Source organism: Serratia sp. BNK-12 (assembly GCF_047456085.1).
Lineage (GTDB): Bacteria > Pseudomonadota > Gammaproteobacteria > Enterobacterales > Enterobacteriaceae > Serratia > Serratia liquefaciens.
The window spans coordinates 5039519-5058698 of sequence record NZ_CP179896.1; the positions used below are offsets into that span (position 1 = coordinate 5039519).

Consider the following 19180-nt stretch of genomic DNA (forward strand, 5'->3'; position numbering starts at 1 on the left):
TGGCCGAATAGCTATACTCAGTTGGCCGCGACGACACTTTCAACGAAAGTAGAAAAATATCCTATGGCGCAATCTTTCTCATTAGGTGTTCGGCAGATTTGGGAAGAACTGTCTGTCATGCAAGCCCCGGGGCTGTATTGGGTGAATGTCGACCGTCAAACCGATGCCAACCTGCTCTGCCAGCAAACCTTGGCTGCCCAGGCTGCAACCAGCCAGGTCGCGTTGATATGCAGCGGAGAAAAACCTGACGGGTTGCTGGCGGCACTTGTCTCCCCCGCATTGAAAAAAATCCCGCTGTACCAGCTACCCGAGAAAAAAGCGGCGCTGATGCACTTTAGCGACGACCTGATGCGCGCCCTAAAACCGCAAAATCGCCTATTGATTCTGTTGGCCCATGCCAGCTTATGGCAGACCTTCACCCGCGAAGAGTTGGGTGACTGGACCCGCGCCACCGGCGCCTGGCTGCGCCGACAAGGCTGCACGCTGCTGATCCTCAGCCACGGCGGCGGCGTGAATAAACTCAAAGGGCAACTCAGCACTCAACACCGCATCCTTAACGGGCTGGCCAGCCTGCAGTGGCAGCAGGACAGTGCACAGTATCTGGTTAACTGGTGGAGCACCGAAAACGGCATCAACGCCAACCAATTGCTGACGCTGTATGCCGGCGAACACGGCTGGCAGGGTGACGACGACAGCAATAAACCTTCTCCGACCTCCATCCGCAGCGATGAAGGGCGCTACCTGGCCCAGCAGAGTATTCTTGAAGGCGCGCCGCCGCTATCGGCCAACTGGCAACTGCTGCAAACCAATGCGCAACTGGCGCAGCACGGCATGTTGACGCTTTCGGCTACGTTGATCTTCGCCCTGTACCAAAGTGATGAAATTGATGCGCTGGCACATCAAATCCACAGCCTGCGCCGTCAGCGCGGCAACGGGCTGAAAATCGTGGTACGCGAGATGAGCGCCAGCCTGCGTTACAGCGACGAGCGCTTGCTGTTGGCCTGCGGCGCCAATCTGATCGTGCCGCACGTGGCACCGTTATCGCGCTTTTTGACCATGCTTGAGGGTATCCAGGGGCAACGCTTCTCGCGCCACGTTCCGGCAGATATTGATGCCCTGCTGGCCGGGCTGCGCCCGCTGCAACTGAAAGGTTATATGCGGCCGGACGATTTTAGTCAGGCGGTGATTTCGCTGATGGGCAACACGCTGCTGCCGGAAGACGGTAAAGGTGTGATGGTAGCGCTGCGCCCGGTGCCCGGGTTGCGCGCCGAACAGGCGATGACCCTGTGTTTTCTGCGGCGCTTTGGCGACGTAATGACCGTGGTGCAAGGCCGACTGATCCTGTTTCTCTCCACCTGCCGGATTAACGATTTGGATACCGCTCTGAAGTTTATTTTTCGTCTGCCGGTAGATGAAGCCTTCAGTAACCGGGTGGTGTGGCACCAGGACGTAGATATTATTTCTGAAATTAAACGGCTGGCGCACAACGCCAATATTCCGTTGCCTGCAGCGACCGCACAGGCTACACCGCGCCAGGCCGCCGCCGAGGCAGACCGCCCGCAGGAGCGCCGTCAACCGGTGGCTTTCACGCTGACTACCGGTGCGCAGGAGAATAAGCATGTTGAATCTTAACGACATTGTGCAACTGATTATTCTGTGCGCCATTATTTTCATCCCGCTGGGTTACGCCTTTCACCGGCGTTTCCCGCACTGGCGTCAGTACTGGCAAAACCTGTTGTTATCACCGCGCTATTTAAAATCCATCGGATTATGGGTGCGCGAAGGTTCTTCATCTCAGATTAAGCGTAAGAAACAGCCATGAAGCCAACAAACAACCCGCAATCCGACAACTCCCTGTGGCGCTACTGGCGTGGGCTGGGTGGCTGGAACTACTACTTCCTGGCCAAATTTGCCCTGCTGTGGTTCGGTTACCTGAACTTCCACGCCTTGCCCAACCTGGTGTTCATGGCATTTCTGTTGATGCCGATACCGGCGATGCGTCTGCACCGCTGGCGTCATTACGTGGCGATCCCGATTGGGATTGCATTGTTCTATCACGACACCTGGTTGCCCGGCATCAACAGCATCATGAGCCAGGGCTCGCAATTGACCGGCTTTAGCGCCCAGTATCTGCTGGAGCTGATAAATCGCTTTATCAATTGGCAGATGATCGGCGCGGCCTTCGTGATGCTGATTGCCTACCTGTTCCTGGCCCAATGGGTACGGGTTACCGTATTCACCGTTGCCGCACTGGTGTGGTTGAACCTGGTCAACATTGCCGGGCCGGCCGTCTCCCTGTTACCGGCCAGTACCAACGCTTCTACCAGTAGCACCCCGGCAACGACGCCGCTGGCTGCCGGGGGCGACAGCGCACCGGCGGACAGTGCGCCACCAACCAGCGCCAACCTGACGGCCTATCTGAATCAGTTCTACGACAAGGAAAAAACCCGCGCAACCGCCTTCCCGGCCAGCCTGCCTGCCGATGCTCAGCCGTTTGACCTGCTGGTGATCAATATCTGTTCGTTGGCCTGGGCCGACATGGACGCGGTAAAACTGGAAAACCATCCGCTGTGGTCGAAGATGGACATTATGTTCGACAACTTCAATTCGGCCACCGCCTACAGCGGCCCGGCGGCAATCAGGTTGTTACGCGCCAGCTGTGGTCAGCCTTCGCATCACGATTTGTATCAGCCGGTCAATCAGCAATGCTATCTGTTTGATAATCTTGCCAAGCTGGGCTTCAAAGAGCAGCTGATGTTGGATCACTCCGGCGTGTTCGGCAACTTCCTGAAAGAGCTGCGCGAACAGGGTGATATGCAGGCACCGCTGATGTCTCAGGCCGGGATCGGCAATGAGCTGGCCTCGTTCGATGGCGAACCGATATACAACGATTTGGAACTGCTCACCCGCTGGCTGGATCAGCAGCAGAAAGCCGGTGATGCCCGCAGCGCCACCTTCTTCAATATCATTCCACTGCATGACGGTAACCGTTTCGTCGGTTCGAACAAGAGCGCGGACTATCAACCCCGGGCGCAGAAATTGTTCGACCAGTTGAACACCTTCCTGGATCAATTGGAGAAGTCTGGCCGCAAGGTGATGGTGGTGATCGTGCCGGAACACGGCGCGGCACTGGTGGGAGACAAAATGCAGATGTCCGGCCTGCGCGATATCCCAAGCCCGAACATTACCCATACGCCGGTAGGTATCAAACTGGTTGGTATGAAAGCGCCGCATCAGGGCAGCCCGCTGCAGGTCAAAACGCCAAGCAGCTACCTGGCGCTTTCCGAGCTGGTTTCTCGTTTGGTAGACGGCAAGGCCTTCACCGCACCGAGCGTAGACTGGCAGGCGCTGACGCAGAACCTGCCGCAGACGGCGGTCATTTCCGAGAATGACAACGCCATCGTGATGCAATACCAGGGCAAGCCTTACATCCGGCTAAACGGCGGCGATTGGGTACCTTATCCCCAGTAATTGCATTACCTGATGACTCAGGGGCACGCCTTCGGGCGTGCTTAGTCTGATGACAAACACCCGAAAAACGTGGTTTTCGGATGTTTGGGGTAAATCAGAAAACATAATCCTTTGTTTTTATTAGTCCCTAAATCAGAACTTTTAATTGCAAAGGACTTTATCAGCCATCTGGGCACGCCTTCAGGCGTGCTTTTTTTTGCAGCCATCAAGCTGCGGCGGAACCTTAATCCTTAACATTGGCTTTGGGCATTCCATTCCAATCGGCGTAATAATCCGGATAGAAAAAGCCAAGAGATTAATTATCAGTGGTTTGCGAAGATTCCTAATTCAGCTTATTTCGTCAGGATTTCGCTAAGAAAAATAAGCGCCATTAATACAAATAAAAGATCCACTCAATAAACTAATTAATACGATCATAATTAAAAGCAAAAAAAATGCCGGCGTAAAAACCGGCATTTTTAGTTAATTGTCATGGATAACAAAGTTATGCCGCAGAATTTTCATCCTGATCGACCGCAAAGCAGGCCACCATCTGCTCGCCGTATTGCTTTAACTGGGGTTGCAATTGGGTACAAGGCCCGAAAGCACGGCGGCAGCGAGCATTGAATGCACAACCTGGCGGCGGGTTCATCGGGCTGGGCAGTTCGCCGGTCAGCTTGATGCGCTCGCGACGCATATCCGGATTCAGGCGCGGTGTCGCGGACAGCAACGCCTGGGTATACGGATGACGCGGGTTGTTGAAGATGGCGTCTTTACTGCCCTTCTCCACGCAGCGGCCGAGATACATCACCATCACTTCGTCGGCAATGTGCTCCACCACCGACAAATCATGGGAGATAAACACGTAAGACAGCCCCAGATCCTGCTGCAAATCCATCATCAGGTTCAACACCTGCGCCCGCACGGACACGTCCAGCGCGGAAACGGGCTCATCGGCAATCACCACGTCCGGGTTAAGCATCAACCCGCGTGCAATAGCGATACGCTGCCGCTGCCCGCCGGAGAACATATGGGGATAACGATCGTAATGCTCGGTTTTCAGTCCGACCTTGGCCATCATCTCCAGCGCTTTCTCACGACGTTCTGCGCTGCTTAACGCGGTATTGATCTGCAACGGCTCCTCAAGGATCTGCCCGACCTTCTTGCGTGGGTTGAGCGATCCATAAGGATTCTGGAACACGATCTGGATCTTCTGGCGTCGCAGCTTCTCGGCAGTGACATCCGGCTTCAGCAAATCCTGCCCCTGATAGTACAGCTCGCCGCCGGTCGGAACTTCAATCATCGTCAGCAGGCGACCCAGCGTCGATTTACCGCAGCCGGATTCGCCCACCACCGCCAGCGTTTTGCCACGCTCAAGCGTAAAGGAAACGCCATCCAGCGCTTTGACCAGCCGCTCCGGGGCAAATAGCCCCTTCTTGACCGGGTAGTGTTTCTTCAGGTCAATCGCCTGCAATAAGGGTTGGTTCTGGCTCATACGGTCGGCCTCCCCGCATCATCCAGCGGTGTGTGACATTTAACCTGACGGCCGGGAATGCTGCGCAGTTCCGGCTCTTCAGTACGGCAACGCTCATTGGCGTACGGGCAGCGTGGATTGAGCAAACAGCCGCTTGGGCGGTCATATTTGCCCGGTACCACGCCAGGCAGCGAAGCCAGGCGCGCTTTATCGGCGGCGAATTCCGGCAACGCGCGCAGCAGCGCCTGAGTATAAGGGTGACGCGGTGCGCGGAAGATTTCCGATGCCTTACCGGACTCCACCACCTGCCCGGCATACATCACGATGATGTGATGCGCCGCCTCGGACACCAGCGCCAGATCGTGAGTGATCAGCAACAGGGCCATATTTTCACGCTGCTGCAGTTCCAGCAGCAGTTCAATGATTTGCGCCTGAATGGTCACGTCGAGCGCGGTGGTCGGTTCATCGGCAATCAACAGCTTTGGGCGGCAGGCAATCGCCATGGCGATCATCACGCGCTGGCTCATCCCACCCGAAAGCTGGTGCGGATACACGTCGAGACGCGAAGCCGGGTCGGGGATACCTACCTGGGTCAGCAAATCAACAGCCCGTTGACGACGAGTGCGGCGGTTGCCGCCCTGGTGCACCTTCAACGCTTCCATGATCTGGAAGCCGACGGTGTAGCACGGGTTAAGGCTGGTCATCGGATCCTGGAAAATCATCGCCACTTCCGAGCCCACCAGTTGGCGACGCTCTTTTTCGGAAATTTTGCGCAGATCCTGGCCGTTAAACTCCAGTTTTTCGGCCATCACCTTACCGGGGAAGTCGATCAGCCCCATAATCGCCAGCGAGCTGACGGACTTGCCGGAGCCGGATTCGCCGACAATGCCCACCACCTGGCCCTGCTCCACGCTGTAACTGATGCGGTCTACCGCGCGGAAGGGAGTGCCTTCGTCACCGAAGTGCACCGAAAGCTTGTCTACATTTAATAACGCCATCTCTCTCGTCCTCTGTTACTGCTTGAGTTTGGGGTCGAGAGCGTCACGCAAGCCGTCCCCCATCAGGTTAAATGCAAGCACCGTCAGCAGAATCGCCACGCCGGGGAAGGTCACGACCCACCAGGCGCTTTGAGCGAACTGCAGTACGTCGGAGAGCATGGTGCCCCACTCCGGCGTTGGCGGTTGCGCACCCATGCCCAGGAAGCCGAGAGCGGCCATATCCAGAATGGCGTTCGAGAAGCCAAGAGAGGCCTGGACGATCAGCGGCGCCAGGCAGTTTGGCAAGATGTTGATAAACATTTGGCGCAGCGCACCGGCGCCCGCCACGCGTGAAGCGGTGACGTAGTCGCGGTTCACTTCCACCAAGACCGCCGCGCGCGTAAGTCGCACGTAGTGCGGCAAGGCGACGAAGGTTAACGCCAGCGAAGCGTTGACGATGGAGGGGCCGAAGATAGCCACCAGCACCAATGCTAACAGCAGGCTCGGCAACGCCAACATGATGTCGACGATACGCATGATGATTGCATCTACCACGCCGCCGAAATAGCCGGCCAGCAGGCCCAGCACCACGCCCATGATCAGCGAAAGCACCACCACCAGACAGCCGACCAACAGCGACAGCCGCGCGCCGTACATCAGGCGCGACAGTACATCACGGCCCACATCGTCAGTACCGAGGATATATTGCCAGCTGCCGCCTTCCTGCCAGACCGGCGGTTTGAGCAGCGCGTCGCGGAACTGATCCGCCGGCGCATGCGGTGCCAGCACCCCGGCACCGATGGCGATAACGAACATCACAATGATATAAACCAGGCCGACAACGGCCCCTTTATTGCGCTTGAAATAGTGCCAGAACTCCTGAAACGGGGTCATGGGCTTCGGCGCACCTTTAACTACAGACTCAGTGACTTGAGACATTAGAGCGCCCCTTATTTCTTGTGGCGAATACGCGGGTTGACCACGCCGTAGAGCACGTCTACCAGCAGGTTAACCAGAATAATCATACAGGCGACCAGCAATACGCCGCCCTGAACAACCGGATAGTCGCGACGCTGCAACGCATCCATCAGCCAGCGCCCCAGGCCCGGCCAGGAGAAGATGGTTTCGGTCAGGATGGCACCGGCCAGCATGGTGCCGACCTGCAGGCCAATCACCGTTACCACCGGCAGCAAGGCATTGCGCAAAGCATGCACCACGATCACCCGCATGCGGCTCACGCCTTTGGCGCGCGCGGTACGGATGTAATCTTCGCCCAACACTTCCAGCATTGAGGAGCGCGTCATACGCACGATCACCGCCAGCGGAATGGTGCCGAGTACGATAGCAGGCAGGATCATATGCATCACGGCATCAGCGAAATCGCCCGGTTCGCCCCAAATCAGGGTATCAATCAGCATAAAACCGGTTAACGGCAAGGTATCGTCGAGGAACACCGTGTCGCTGACCCGCCCCGATACCGGCGTCAGGTTTAGCTGCACCGAGACCAGCATGATCAGCATCATGCCCCACCAGAAAATCGGCATCGAGTAGCCGGTCAGCGAGATGCCCACCGCGGTGTGATCGAATATTGAGCCTCGCCTGACTGCCGCCAGCACCCCGACCGGGATACCCACCAGCACGGCAAAAATCATCGCGCAGAACCCTAATTCCAGCGTGGCCTTGAAGCGTGGAACAAACTCATCCCAAACGGAGATGCGGCTTTTGAGGGACGTACCCAAATCACCCTGCAACACGTTGGATACGTAAGAGAAATATTGTTGATAGAGCGGTTTATCCAGCCCCATTTCCGCCATCAACTGCGCATGGCGTTCTGCGGAGATCCCGCGTTCCCCGGCCATGATGGTCACCGGGTCACCGGGGATCATATGGACGAATGCAAAAGTCAGCAAAGTTATGCCGATAAACGTTGGGATAACTAACCCCAAACGTCGGAGTATGAACTGCAACATATCCCGAACTCTCTGTATAAAGTGCCCGGCAGCTCATCGTCCGCCAGGCTTATTAAAGCTCACACACTTTGAACAATCCTGATGCCATACGCCGGAGACTGGTCAGCAGAAGCGCAACCTGTTGCGCCCCTGCCAAGTCCATTCGTGTGTCGCCGGCTTAACGGCCAGAATTAATCTAGAGAGACATTCTCAAAGTGATGCTTACCAAGCGGATCCACAACATAGCCCTTCACTTCTTTACGCACTGGCTCGTAAACGGTGGAGTGGGCGACAATCAGTGCCGGAGCCTGATCGTGCATCACTACCTGAGCCTGTTTGTACAGTTCGATGCGTTTGTCGTGGTTCGATTCAGCGCGTGCCGGTTGAATCAGATCTTCAAACGGCTTGTAGCACCAACGAGAATAGTTGGAACCATCTTTCGCCGCCGCACAGCTAAACAGCGTGGCGAAGAAGTTGTCCGGATCCCCGTTGTCGCCGGTCCAGCCCATCATCACCGTCTGATGCTCGCCCGCTTTGGCGCGCTTGAGGTACTCACCCCACTCATAGGTCACGATTTTGGCTTTCACGCCGATTTTCGCCCAGTCAGACTGGATCATTTCCGCCATGCGGCGCGCGTTCGGGTTGTACGGACGCTGTACCGGCATAGCCCACAGATCGATGGCGAAGCCGTCTGCCATGCCCGCTTCTTTCAGCAGCTCTTTGGCCTTGACCGGATCGTAGGTGTAATCCTTCACCGCGTCGTTATAGCCCCACATGGTTGGCGGGATCAGGTTTTTAGCCGCCTGGCCTGCGCCCTGGTACACCGCGTCGATGATCGCCTGCTTGTTGACCGCCAGGGTCAACGCCTGACGCACCTTCAGGTTATCCAGCGGTTTTTTCTCAACGTTGAACGACAGGTAGCCAACGTTCAGCCCCGGTTGTTCCATCAGGTTGATGGTTTTGTCCTGCTTCATGCGGGCGATGTCAGCCGGGTTCGGGAACGGCATCACCTGACATTCGTTTTTCTGCAGCTTGGCGTAACGCACTGAAGCGTCTGGCGTGATAGAGAACACTAAGCGGTCGATCTTCGGCTTGGTGCCCCAGAAACCGTCGAATGCCTTATAAAGGATTTTAGAGTCTTTCTGGTATTGCAGCAGTTGGAACGGACCGGTACCGATGGGGTTCAGGTCAACTTTTTCCGGAGTACCGGCTTTCATCATCACGTCGGCGTATTCGGCAGACAGAATGGATGCGAAGTCCATACCCAGATCAGCCACAAACGGGGCTTCCGGACGGTTCAGCACGAAACGTACGGTGGAATCGTCCACCTTCTCGATTTTGGCAATCAGTTTCGGCATGTCCATGCCTTCAAAGTACTCATAGCTGCCGCCGGAGACTTTGTGATAGGCATTATTCGCGTCCAGCTGGCGTTCGAAGGAGAACACCACGTCGTCGGCGTTGAAGTCACGGGTCGGTTTGAAATCTTTGCTGCTCTGCCACTTCACGCCTTTACGCAGGTGGAAGGTGTAGACTTTGCCGTCTTCGCTAACGTCCCATTTTTCAGCCAGGCCCGGCTGCAGTTCGGTGGTGCCGATTTTGAATTCGACCAGACGGTTGTAAATCGGCACCGAGCTGGCGTCATAAGTGGTACCCGAGGTAAACAACTGCGGGTTGAACCCTTCCGGGGAACCTTCAGAACAGTAAACCAGAGTCTTGGCTTGCACGCTGGCCGCAACGGTCAACGCAATCAGCCCAATACCGAATTTCAGAATCCCTGTTTTTCCCAAGGAACTTGTCATCGCTAGTGCTCCATTATGTGATGTGATGTGTGTTTTACCGCCAGAGCCTGTATTTTTTATTGCGCGGCCTGTGCAGTGTGCCCGAAGGCTGGGAGGGATAATTGCGCGAGAGAGCCGGGTGGAACGCGTCCCGGTGGGGGCGTCTGAGCGCGTGGAATTCACTCAAACAACTCTCGCTCTTACCCCTGAGGCTACCAAATTGCCAACTGTTTGGGGTGTCGTCAATATAACCAGTAGGGATTTACACAGACTGTGAGAAACAGCAAACAAACATAAAAAAAACCTTTCTTTAACAGTTGCAGCATTAAAAATTATGCTACACGGTCATTTTTAGTTCGTTAGCCTGCACTGAAGAAAGTTACTGGTGTTTAACTCCGATAAAAAACTAAAAAAGTTTGTTGCTGAATGATGAATATCTGAACGGTTATTTTTGTGATCTGCGTTAAATACAGGATGAAATGCTGATACCCTACCCGAAAGAGTGAGGCACTGAAGCCCTTTTTGATCGAGGCAACACCACAATCTATGCGCCGTTAAAAAACTTTCGTCTGTAAAAAGCCGGGGGCGAAAAGATATCCCCCGGCAACGTACTACAACCGATTTAAGGCGTACCGACGCTGTTGCCCAGGCTGCTGTTCATGTTATTCAGAATATCGCCGTTGTCGGCGTCAATTTCCCATGAGAACAACCCGCCCAGCTGCTTATCCAGCACATATTTGCCCTTCGCCTGCACCGAGCGCGCATCGTCGAAGGTGATCAGATCGCCAGTGGAAGGTTTGAAGACATAGGGTGCTTCAGCGGTAGCATCGTAGCTGTACTGCCATTCGCCGCTCATAAACTCATTGGCGATCTGGCGGTAATCCACGATGCCATTTTCCCAGGTACCTTTCACCGGGCCAGTGGCGGTGCCGGTAAACGGAATGTTGTTCTGGTAACCGTTCACCCCGGTCCAACCGCGACCGTACATGGCGGTGCCCACCACGATTTTGCCCGGCTTCACGCCCTGCGTCAGCAGTGCATTAACGCCATTCACCGTGGTATACGCCGTATCCGGTTTCCAGGCCGGCGCTTTCAGCGCAGTCTGGTGGCCCAGATTTTTCAGATCGAATGCCCCATAGAAGTCGTAACTCATCAGGAAAATGTGATCCATCGAGTTTTGTGCGGTGTTGTAATCCACCTTATCGATTTTATCCTTGCCGGCGCTGATCGCAGAGGTCAGTTCATACTTACGGCCCGTTTCCGCCGAAAGCTGATCCAGCATGGCGCGCAGCTCTTTCATCAGCTGCACATAGGTTGCCCCATCCTGCGTACTGCCCAGTTTCGGGTTAGCACCCTGCCCGCCCGGGAATTCCCAGTCGATATCTACGCCATCAAAGAACTTCCAGGTTTGCAGGAACTCCTTCACCGAGCCAACGAAGCGATCGCGCTTCACCTTATCGCCCATAAAGAAGAACGGATCGGATAACGTCCAGCCACCGATCGACGGCAGGATTTTCAGGTCCGGGCGCGCCTGTTTCAACGCCATCAACTGGCCGAAGTTGCCTTTGTAGGGGTCGTCCCAGGCGGTCACGCCCTTCTGACCTTTCTGCAGCGCAGCGAACGGATCGTGGATCGATACCTTAAAGTCTTCACGCCCCTGACAGGAACGCTGTAACGCCTGGAAGCTGCCTTCGATCTCTTTCAGGCTGTCGTTGATGCCGTCACCGCCACAGATAGGGATAAAGCCGTACAGCAGGTGCGTCAGGTTCTGAGCCGGAAGTTTATCGACGGTGAAATTACGGCCGTAAACGCCCCATTCAACGAAATAAGAGCCAACCACTTTGCCGGAGTCTTGTTTATAAGGCTTATTCTTTTCCAACAAAGGTTCTTTTAAAGGTGCCAAATGGCTACCGTCGGTATCTGCCACCACAATTTCGGTTGCATCGCTGGCGGTACAGCCGTCGGCGTTGCATAACGCCACCTGCATTTGATAACGGCCGCCTTTATTCACCTTAAAGTTTGCGGTTCCCGAACTACCGGTTGAGGCACCACTCCAAACTTCTTTGCCATTTAATAATACTTTTGCCGTGGTACCGGTATCGCCATTCCATAAATTCCATGAAACAGAAACGTCGGCGGCATTTTTTACTTTCACCAGATTATTATAAGCCGTCGCCGCTTGATCGACTTCGACAATGGCGAATTTGGTATTGCCCCAGGCCAACGTAGGTTTGCCCGGTGCAGCGGCCTGCGCCGCAGAGCACAGCGTGCTGCCGATCAGCAACGCCAACAGCGGTTTATTAAATTTGCGCATAACTGATTCCTTTATTCCGAGAGGATAAACATAAAATAATTAATCATGGCCACCCATTGTCGGAACAAAATAATCCCGCAATAATCCTGGCCGATTAAAGTCAATAAATAAGCATTCATCTTTCCACGCAACGGAAATCTATCATTCCCATTTCGTGTATTCAGACTATAGATAAAATAATCATTAAAACAAGATGGCTATCAAGCGGGTTTTATTGAGCAGCGATGAATTTATTTAATAATGAATCACTGCTGCCAATAGGAATAAGGAGTGTGAATTAATTTCTGGGCAAGGATCAATATTTGTCATGTCACACAGTGTTGTCATCATTGACAACACTTAAAACATGCTGTTATTTTAAACAATATGAAGGAGATGGAAGTGCCTTCTCAACTGATCTATCAGGACAGGATCCCACTGACAAACACTGAATTTATACAATTGGTTATTTGGCATGTCGAGCCACCTGTTCACGGCAGCACTCATCACTATAAGTACCGGTTTGCCTATGTGAAAGAGGGTATTTGCCGTTTGCGTTATGACAACGAGGCAGGTAAAGGCGATCACAAACATGTGGGCAACACTGAGCAGCCTATTGTTTTTACCCATCTCATCGAGCTGAAACGCAGTTTCTTCAGTGAAGTTGCTCAACTAAGAGGAGAAAGAGAATGAACAGAGTCACCATCCGTGTTGCTTCTCTTGATGAGCTTCAATGCAACATGGAAGAAGCCCTGCAGGGCAATAAACAGCAACAGGGAAGCTATATCACTTTTTTAGATTGGGAGAGCCTGTGGAAAACCCTGTCGCCCAAGAAAATGCAAATCCTGCACACCATGACCGGCGGTGGTGAACTTTCTATCCGGGAAGTGGCACGCCGCGTCAAACGGGATGTGAAAGCGGTGCATACCGATCTTCAGGCACTGCTGAGGTGCGGCATTGTTGATAAAAGCGAACAGGGGATTATTTTTCCCTATGACGAAATCCATTTTGACTTCGTGGTCGGAAAAGCAGCCTGAAGGGCAAATAACAGGCGAAAAAAAACCTGCTTATAAAGCAGGTTTTTCGAATGTGGTCGGCGAGAGAGGATTACGCGCATCTTTGATGCTTGCCCTGCGGGCCGTTGCTAAAGCAACGTGGTCTCGCTGCGCTCGGCTCAAACCTCCTTCGGAGGTTCTCATCCTATATATAACAGGCGAAAAAAAACCTGCTTATAAAGCAGGTTTTTCGAATGTGGTCGGCGAGAGAGGATTCGAACCTCCGACCCACTGGTCCCAAACCAGTTGCGCTACCAAGCTGCGCTACTCGCCGATGCGGGGCGCATCTTACTGCTGGGGATAATACGCGTCAATCACTTTTTCAACCCAGCCCGCCAAGTGGCGATAAAAGCGTCATAAAGCGCGGTACAATGCCCTGTACCGCGCTTTTGCATCATGCCTTGGCGGTTTTCAGCGCCGGTGATTGCGCACGCAAGAACGGCAGCAGGAACAGCGCGGACAGGCAGGCGGCGATAGAGATCACCACGAAGAAACCGTTCCAGTGCCAGATTTCCATGATGCGGGCAATCGGGTAGCCGGACAGTGCCGCCCCGAGATAGGCAAACAGACCGACGAAACCGGTCGCCGCTCCGGCGGCATCCTTGTGCGAACATTCCGCCGCCGCCATGCCGATCAGCATCTGCGGGCCAAAGATAAAGAAGCCGATGGCAAAGAAGCAGGCAGCCTGCAGCAGGAAGGTCACACCCGGCATGAGCCACAGCGCCGCCACCGACAGGAAGATACCGATGGCGAAGATCAGGTTCATTGGCCCACGGTTACCGCGGAACAGCTTGTCGGAGCCCCAACCGGCCACCAGCGAGCCGATAAAGCCACCCACTTCGAACAGGGAAATCGCCGAGTTGGCGGTCATCAGCGAATAGCCTTTTTCCTGCGTCAGGTACAGGTTGCCCCAGTCGTTGATCGCCGTACGTACGATGTATACCAGCACGTAAGACACTGCCAGCAGCCAGATGTACTTGTTGGTCAGCACGTAACGCTTGATGATTTCCCGATTGGTCAGGCCCTGGCCTTCCGATTCCTGCACCAGTTCCATGGCGTCGTTGCGCCATTTACCGACGCTAGGCAACCCCATGGATGATGGCTTGTCACGCAGACGCCAACACATCAGCAGGCCCAATAACACACCGATAATGCCCGGAATGATCATGCCGTAGCGCCAGCTGAAGTGCAGCGAGATAAAACCAACCAGCAGCGGGATCAGCGCACCACCGAAGTTGTGCGAAGTGTTCCAGATAGCCCACCAACTGCCGCGTTCGGAGCGGGAATACCAACTGGTGAGGATTTTTGAACAAGGTGGCCAGCCCCAGCCCTGGAAGAAGGCGTTGAGGATCCACAGCGTACCCAGCATCAGCAACGAAGAGCTAAGCCCGAAGAAGATATTGAGCACGCCGGTCATGATCAGACCCAGGCCCATAAAATAGCGCGGGTTGGAACGATCGCTGATCATGCCTGAGATAAATTTCGAGCAGCCGTAGGTGATGTAGAACAGCGTCCCCAGGATGCCAACATCGGACATCGTCAGGCCAAGATCGCTCAGCATAGCCGGCATGATGAAGTTGAAGCTTTTGCGCGTAAAGTAAAACGCGGCATAGCCGATGTACATCGTCCACATCAGCTGGATACGCCAGTATTTATAGCTGGCATCGATCTGTTTTTGATCGGTAACCGGCGGCACATCCTGGCGGCTTTTAAGGAAAGACCACATGTGAAACCTCAGAGAATAGGAAAAGTGCCGCTATCATGCTGCGCGCGCGCGCGAATGGCTTACGCCGGATTCCCGACGCAGTTAGGAGTATTTCCTAGTTTTACGCTTCTGCCGTTGAAACTGTGGGTAAGATCACATTCAAACAGGTGCCATGCTCCGACGTCAGCCGCAGTTGGCCCCCCAGTGCGCTAATGCGCTCTTGCATGCCGCGCAGGCCGTAACCCGGCTCATGGTCGGCCAAATCGATACCGATGCCATTATCGCGAATGGTCAGCAGGATTTGCGGTGGTCGCCCTTTACGGTGACGAAGACGCGCGTCCAGCTCAATGCGGCTGGCAGCAGCGTGGCGGCAGACGTTGGTCACCCCCTCCTGACAGACCCGGTACAGGGTAATTTTCAGCGTTTCATCCAGCAGTTCATCCGGCACCTGCCACTGCATCGTGCTCACCAGCGACGTATCCTGCGGTAGCGACTCACGCAACATCGCCGCCACCGCCGCCGACAGCGGCAGGTTATTCAGGGCGGCGGGCCACAGCTGAGTCAGCACGTCGTGAACGCCGTCATACACCCGCAGCGCCAGCGTATCTATCGCTTCTGCACAGCCGATCACCGGCGGCTGTGGCGCCAGACGCTTGATAATACTGGCCTGGGTACGGATAACGGTGATGGTCTGGCCGACTTCGTCGTGCAGCTCACGCGCGACCTCCCGCCGGGTTTGCTCTTCGGCCGTCACCAGCGCGCGCGCCAACTGGCGGTTTTCCGTCAATCGCAGCCGTAGCTGCTGGTTCAACTCACGCTGGCGTTGAATGCCGGCCCCAAGCAGCAGCCCGGTCAGACTCTGGGCCAGCAGCGACAACAGCAGGTCGCGATGCGACTCGGGCTGCGGTGGCTCGTTGGCGACCAATACCACGCCGTTGAGCAGCGTCGCCAACAGCGCCCCCTGCCAACCGTAACGGTACGACATGAAGACGATCGGGATGGCCAGACAAAACGGCGCAAAGCGGCGCAGCTCGGCGGCATTCACCTGCTGTTGCAGCCAGATACTGAGCGCAAACAGCAGCAGATAGGTAGCCAGATGCCGTAACCGCAGCGTCACCGGTTTATGGATCAGGCCCGGTTCGAGCGGTACCCAGATTTGCCGCGCCAGATAGTGCCATAACAGCAGGCAGGTCGGGGCGATGGTGAAGCCACCCGCCAGCCCAAGCAACAGCGCCCGTGCGCCCTCGCCGTTCACCACCTGCCACACCAGCGCCTGCAGCAGTGCGGCGACCGCCACCACCGCGCCCTGCATCAGCGGCCATTGCCATTCGCTGTCGTTTTGTTGATGACGCAGCAGCCAAGGGGAAGCGACCAGGCTAAGCAGCACCGTCAACACCAGCACCACCACCGAAGCCCACAGCGCCGGCCCGTAACCGAACTGATCCGCCAGCAATACCATCAGCAACAGGTCGGCCAGCAAGATCCCCGGCCAGAAGCGATAAGGGCTTTGCAGCAGAATGCCCAGGCGCAGGCCGAACGGAAACAGCAGCAGCGCCTGCCAGGGCGGGTCGATCAGCGCGGTACCGATGCCCCACAGGCAAAACGCACTGGTGGCATAAATGAAAAACAGCGCCAGTTGGGTGATCAGGCGTTGCATCACAGATTCAGCATCCGCTTCGCCAGTTCGACGTTATTGTTAATGCCCAGCTTGGCGAACAGATTGGCGCGATGCACGTGGACCGTTTTCGGCGATAGCCCCAGGGCGACGGCAATCTCCCGTACCTCCAGCCCCTGGGCGAGTAACAGCGCGATTTCGCGTTCGCGACGCGTGAGGGGATCCACCTTCACCCGTGCCAGCTGTTGGGCGATTTCAGGCATCAGGTACACGCCGCCGCTGGCGACGGTGCGCACCGCGGTGATCAAATCTTCCGGCTTGCAGCGTTTGGACAAGAAGCCACAGGCGCCACGCTCCAGCGCCATTTCCACCAGCGCCGGGTTGTCATGCATCGACAACATCACCACCCGAATGCCCGAGGGAATGTCCGCCAGCAAATCCAACCCGCTGCCATCCGGCATCGAAATATCGCAGATGCAGATTTCCGCCTCCAGACCTGGTAACCCAGCGCGCGCCTGAGCAGCACTGCTGAACTCCCCCACCACCTGAATATCCGCCTCAAGCGACAGCAATTGCACAAAGCCCGATCGCACAATGTCATGATCGTCAATAAACGCCACGCGCAAGGTCATGGAAATCTCCGGTTCGAGGGGGAAAGTGCCCAAGTATACCCTATAGCTTTCAAGTTGCAGCTAGGTGACCAGCTCGTTCATCCCCAGGTATTATAGGGGCGCCGCATGCTGCGCCCGCATTAATCGGGGCGAATTTATTCGCCCCCTACAGTAACTGGGGTGAACGACAAATCTGTCGGGAACAGATTTGAACGCTGCTTGCAGCAGCCCCGAAGGGGCAAGACCCACGGACGGGTCTTGTAAGCAGGTAACAACGCTGCAAGTTGAAAGATGACGGGTATATACCGCAAGCCTGAGCCGGATTAATTGATGAAGGGAAGGTATTAACGGATTTTACCGGGCGCAGTGCGCCCGGTATTGCAGAGGTTACAACTGTGCCGCCGGCGTTTTTTCCTGCGGAACATTGCACCAGTTGTTTTTCGCCACGATGCCGCCGTTCGGCGAGGTATATCCGAGGCAGCCGAGAATGGTATCGAACAGCTCTACATGACGGTGGGTTTTACCCACGCGCTGTTGGGCCTGAAGTTGTTCAAACGCCCCGCGATGCTGAGGATCTTCCAGGAATTTATCGGATGCCCATACCATCATCGGTACGCGGAACTGCTCCGGCGGTGCCATTTCACGCGGCGTACCGTGCAGGTGCGAATTCTCGCCGATAGATTCGCCGTGATCGGACGAATAGAACACAATTGCCTTCTTCTCACGCACCTGATCAATCACGTTGGCGATAAAGCTGTCGGTATACAACACTGAGTTATCGAAGGCGTTAACCAGCTGCTCTTTAGAACAGAAATTGTCGACGCCGGTACACTCCGGTTGGTAGCGCGCGTAGCTGCGTGGATAACGCTGTGAATAGAGGTAATGCGAACCTTTAGTGTGCAGGATCACCATGTGCTTGCCCTGTGGATAGCGGGCCAGCGACTCTTTCATTTCGTCCACCAACAGCATGTCGTCAACCGATTTACCGTCATTGCGTTTCTCGGAGGCGATCATTTCGCGGAACGAATAGTTGTTCACTTCGGTATTGTTATAGAACCAGACCTCGCTCTGCATGGCGAACAGCTCCGAGGTGAAGCCCAGATCCTTCAGCACTGCAAACACGTTCTGCTCTTTCAACGTACGCTGCGGGTTGTCCGAGGTACCGCCTTCGCGCACGAACATGCAGCGCAGAGAAAGTTTGGTCGAGGTATCGCAGGATTCACCGCGGAACGCCACCAGGTTTTTCTCTTTGGACAGGCGTGGCGTGGTGTCACGGTCGTAACCCAGTATCCCCATGTGATCCCAGCGCGTGGTTTCACCGATAATAAACACCACGTAGGTATCATCGATATCGGCCGGCGGCACATAGGTAAAGTTCTTGGCCGGGTCGAACAAATTGGCCTGATCCTGGCTTTCGTCATACCGGGTATAGGCAAACAGCCCCAGCGCAGACAGCCAGTTGGATGGCAAATAGGAGTGCGCCACTACGCCACCGTAGCTCGGCAAATCCACATTGGTGATTTTTTCCTGCGCGCTCTGTTCGCTGTCCAACATACGCAGCGGCAACCACACCAGCGCCACCACCGCCACCAACACCACCAGCGGTTTCACCCGGTGCCCTGGGGTTTTCAGCTGTTCGATCAGCGTGTAGCGCAGGTTGTTTTTCCAAATGCACAACAGCGGTAAGGCGCTGAGCACCAGCATCCACAATACAAAGTGCAAGCCGACCACTTCTTTTGACAGGTCGATATCCGTGGTCATGACCGAGACCACAATGCCGTAGCCAATCACCACGTTGAAGAACGTCATGTAATAGCTGGCGGCAACGGAAATCAGCACCAGTAGCGAAGCAACGATACGGTAAAACAGCCGGCCACCAAGCGAGACCAGCCGCATGATAAAGAAGGTAAACAGCACGATAGCGATAACCTCGGTTACCGCAGAAATAACCTTAATCCCCTGAATGCCGTGCGAAAACGAATCAAAGCGACGATAGAAAACGGAAAGGTTTAAAAAGATGCCGATATAAATCGCTAACAATAACGATAAATTCTGCTGTGAAAGCGATTTAACTTTGTTCATGTAACGCGGTGGCTCCGGACGGTAACGGTTCTGAATCAGTCAGACATTCAATGCGGCTTCAGGTTCAGCCGATCGGCAATAAGCGCTATTTCGGGGGTAATAATCAAGAGAATTCTCAAGAAACGGATATTTTTTTTATTTTTGTGTGAAGTGTACAGGCGGGGCAGAACGAGAAAGGGAGGGATAATAAC

The 19180-nt window shown here is 55.1% G+C and carries 15 protein-coding genes, 1 tRNA gene and 1 other RNA gene; 5 read left to right on the forward strand and 12 right to left on the reverse strand.

Going from position 1 to position 19180, the window contains the following annotated elements:
• Positions 1 to 63: 63 nt before the first annotated feature.
• The 3 genes from bcsE to bcsG are packed head-to-tail and all read left to right on the forward strand — an operon-like array spanning position 64 to position 3471.
• Positions 64 to 1632: a cellulose biosynthesis protein BcsE gene (gene bcsE / locus ACMGG1_RS23525; protein WP_128864820.1), complete on the forward strand. Its 1569-nt coding sequence runs from the start codon at positions 64 to 66 to the stop codon at positions 1630 to 1632.
• Positions 1619 to 1822, forward strand: coding sequence for a cellulose biosynthesis protein BcsF (gene bcsF, locus ACMGG1_RS23530; RefSeq protein ID WP_020824733.1), 204 nt, complete (start codon positions 1619 to 1621; stop codon positions 1820 to 1822). Before bcsE ends, bcsF begins: the two co-directional genes overlap by 14 nt.
• A complete protein-coding gene (bcsG, locus tag ACMGG1_RS23535; protein ID WP_261279749.1) occupies positions 1819 to 3471 on the forward strand; it encodes a cellulose biosynthesis protein BcsG in 1653 nt (550 codons plus the stop codon). The genes bcsF and bcsG overlap by 4 nt, the downstream gene beginning before the upstream one ends.
• A 484-nt stretch (positions 3472 to 3955) precedes the next feature.
• Here the strand turns inward: bcsG and dppF are convergent, their stop codons facing one another.
• The 6 genes from dppF to ACMGG1_RS23565 form a co-directional block, all read right to left on the reverse strand.
• Positions 3956 to 4945, reverse strand: coding sequence for a dipeptide ABC transporter ATP-binding subunit DppF (gene dppF, locus ACMGG1_RS23540; protein WP_020824731.1), 990 nt, complete (start codon positions 4943 to 4945; stop codon positions 3956 to 3958).
• Positions 4942 to 5922 (reverse strand): dipeptide ABC transporter ATP-binding protein, encoded by a 981-nt coding sequence (dppD, locus tag ACMGG1_RS23545; protein WP_020824730.1) that lies wholly within the window; start codon positions 5920 to 5922, stop codon positions 4942 to 4944. The genes dppF and dppD overlap by 4 nt, the downstream gene beginning before the upstream one ends.
• Positions 5923 to 5937: 15 nt before the next feature.
• Positions 5938 to 6840: a dipeptide ABC transporter permease DppC gene (gene dppC / locus ACMGG1_RS23550; RefSeq protein ID WP_041414095.1), complete on the reverse strand. Its 903-nt coding sequence runs from the start codon at positions 6838 to 6840 to the stop codon at positions 5938 to 5940.
• 11 nt (positions 6841 to 6851) lie between these two features.
• A complete protein-coding gene (gene dppB, locus ACMGG1_RS23555) occupies positions 6852 to 7871 on the reverse strand; it encodes a dipeptide ABC transporter permease DppB (protein WP_020824728.1) in 1020 nt (339 codons plus the stop codon).
• 170 nt (positions 7872 to 8041) lie between these two features.
• Positions 8042 to 9649 (reverse strand): dipeptide ABC transporter periplasmic-binding protein DppA, encoded by a 1608-nt coding sequence (gene dppA / locus ACMGG1_RS23560; protein WP_020824727.1) that lies wholly within the window; start codon positions 9647 to 9649, stop codon positions 8042 to 8044.
• A gap of 601 nt (positions 9650 to 10250) precedes the next feature.
• Entirely contained in the window at positions 10251 to 11942 is a 1692-nt protein-coding gene (locus ACMGG1_RS23565) for a glycosyl hydrolase family 18 protein (protein WP_201895858.1), read from the reverse strand.
• 375 nt (positions 11943 to 12317) lie between these two features.
• Between ACMGG1_RS23565 and ACMGG1_RS23570 the strand changes: the two genes are divergently transcribed.
• Entirely contained in the window at positions 12318 to 12614 is a 297-nt protein-coding gene (locus ACMGG1_RS23570) for a DUF6516 family protein (protein WP_232807814.1), read from the forward strand.
• Positions 12611 to 12958 carry a glycosyl transferase family 1 gene (locus ACMGG1_RS23575; RefSeq protein WP_046374767.1) on the forward strand — a complete coding sequence of 116 codons (348 nt, stop codon included), beginning with the start codon at positions 12611 to 12613 and terminating at the stop codon, positions 12956 to 12958. Before ACMGG1_RS23570 ends, ACMGG1_RS23575 begins: the two co-directional genes overlap by 4 nt.
• Positions 12959 to 13011: 53 nt before the next feature.
• On the opposite strand, the gene ACMGG1_RS23580 is transcribed toward ACMGG1_RS23575, so the two are convergent.
• The 6 genes from ACMGG1_RS23580 to eptB form a co-directional block, all read right to left on the reverse strand.
• Positions 13012 to 13141: non-coding RNA, RtT sRNA (locus tag ACMGG1_RS23580), on the reverse strand.
• A gap of 32 nt (positions 13142 to 13173) precedes the next feature.
• A tRNA-Pro gene (locus ACMGG1_RS23585) sits at positions 13174 to 13250 on the reverse strand.
• Between the two features lie 120 nt (positions 13251 to 13370).
• Positions 13371 to 14702: an MFS transporter gene (locus ACMGG1_RS23590; protein WP_020824723.1), complete on the reverse strand. Its 1332-nt coding sequence runs from the start codon at positions 14700 to 14702 to the stop codon at positions 13371 to 13373.
• A 100-nt stretch (positions 14703 to 14802) separates the two neighbouring features.
• Positions 14803 to 16338 (reverse strand): signal transduction histidine-protein kinase/phosphatase UhpB, encoded by a 1536-nt coding sequence (uhpB, locus tag ACMGG1_RS23595; RefSeq protein WP_046374768.1) that lies wholly within the window; start codon positions 16336 to 16338, stop codon positions 14803 to 14805.
• Positions 16338 to 16928 carry a transcriptional regulator UhpA gene (uhpA, locus tag ACMGG1_RS23600; protein ID WP_046374769.1) on the reverse strand — a complete coding sequence of 197 codons (591 nt, stop codon included), beginning with the start codon at positions 16926 to 16928 and terminating at the stop codon, positions 16338 to 16340. Before uhpA ends, uhpB begins: the two co-directional genes overlap by 1 nt.
• A 366-nt stretch (positions 16929 to 17294) precedes the next feature.
• Complete coding sequence (gene eptB / locus ACMGG1_RS23605; protein ID WP_128864816.1) at positions 17295 to 18989, reverse strand: kdo(2)-lipid A phosphoethanolamine 7''-transferase; 1695 nt, start codon at positions 18987 to 18989, stop codon at positions 17295 to 17297.
• Positions 18990 to 19180: the final 191 nt, after the last annotated feature.